Origin of the sequence: Salipaludibacillus neizhouensis (assembly GCF_002886185.1) — a bacterium.
In the GTDB taxonomy this organism is placed as follows: Bacteria; Bacillota; Bacilli; order Bacillales; family Salisediminibacteriaceae; genus Salipaludibacillus; species Salipaludibacillus neizhouensis.
This window is the reverse complement of record NZ_NJAW01000041.1, coordinates 1-1,128: the sequence shown is the minus strand read 5'-3', so window position 1 is coordinate 1,128 and position 1,128 is coordinate 1. Positions and strand designations below refer to the sequence as shown.

General features: G+C 37.3%; 1 protein-coding gene and 1 pseudogene. Both read right to left on the bottom strand.

Going from position 1 to position 1,128, the window contains the following annotated elements; all coding sequences use genetic code 11:
• Positions 1-65: 65 nt before the first annotated feature.
• Positions 66-785 (bottom strand): IS21-like element helper ATPase IstB, encoded by a 720-nt coding sequence (gene istB, locus CEF18_RS25620; protein WP_110937831.1) that lies wholly within the window; start codon positions 783-785, stop codon positions 66-68.
• A pseudogene (locus CEF18_RS25615) lies at positions 782-1,128 on the bottom strand (IS21 family transposase); the annotation flags it as partial. The gene istB and the pseudogene CEF18_RS25615, both read right to left, overlap by 4 nt.

Below are 1,128 nucleotides of genomic sequence, written 5' to 3'. Positions count from 1 at the left end.
TGTATTTGGCAAGTAAAAAATGTATGGAATGGCAATTAAAAATGCATGCCACTTGCCGTCTCTAGTTATTGTTGTAATAAAGATTCTTTGTATCGAAAGCTTTCTCCCGTAAACATTAATAAATGAGAATGATGAATCAATCGGTCAATAACGGCTTCTGTTAGAATGGGATCACCGAAAACATGGTTCCATTGACCGAATTGAAGGTTAGTTGTTATTAATAGACTACGGTTTTCGTAGCACATAGATATCACTTGAAATAACAGTTCTGCACCTTCTTTATTTAAGGGGATATATCCTAATTCGTCGAGCACCAAAAGATCCAGCTTTTCAATCATCTTCATGAACTTCGGAAGAGTTCCTTGTTGGTTGACTTCTATTAACTTATTAACTAAAGCTGCCACTGTAAAAAACTTCACCCGACTGCCAAACCTGTGTATGGCATTTAAGGATATCAATGCCGCCAAATAGGTTTTCCCTGTACCAACTCCTCCGTATAAAATGAGGTTTTCTTGCTCTTTAATAAAATCCCCATTTAATATCGTTTCTTGATCAATTCCTTGTGGAATTTGTATATGCTCCCATTGAAAAGGCAACGTTCCTGTTTTCGGCAACTGAGCTTGGTTTAATAGTAAGTTAATCTTTCGCTCTTCACGATTTTTAGCTTCCATTTCAAATAGCTTCAATAAGTACTCTTGGTTATTTTCAGCTTCAATTTCATGATAATGTTCACGAATCCAGCTAAGCTTCAACTGTTTGGCGTAGGATTCGATTTGCTCTTTCATTTACGATCACCTCCTTCTTGAAAAAAGGCATCATAATGAGAAAGGCCGCGAGATGCGTTGGGCAAGACGGGCACCTTCATACGAGGAGTAATTTCCATATGAGAACGGTCTTGATTCATTAACGAATAAAAACAGTGCTTAATTTGATCTGCGCTAGGATGACCATGAGAGGAAGCCAATTGGAGCGCTTTGTTCAGTAATGTGAAATCATCATTTTTTAAGAGTTTCGCTAGTAAACGTAACCCCATTTTCCGTTCCTCTTCTGTGCAATCTTTTAAGTATTGAGACCAAGCATAAGGGAATTGATCATATAAGCTTGAATATTTAATAGCTTTCGGACGTT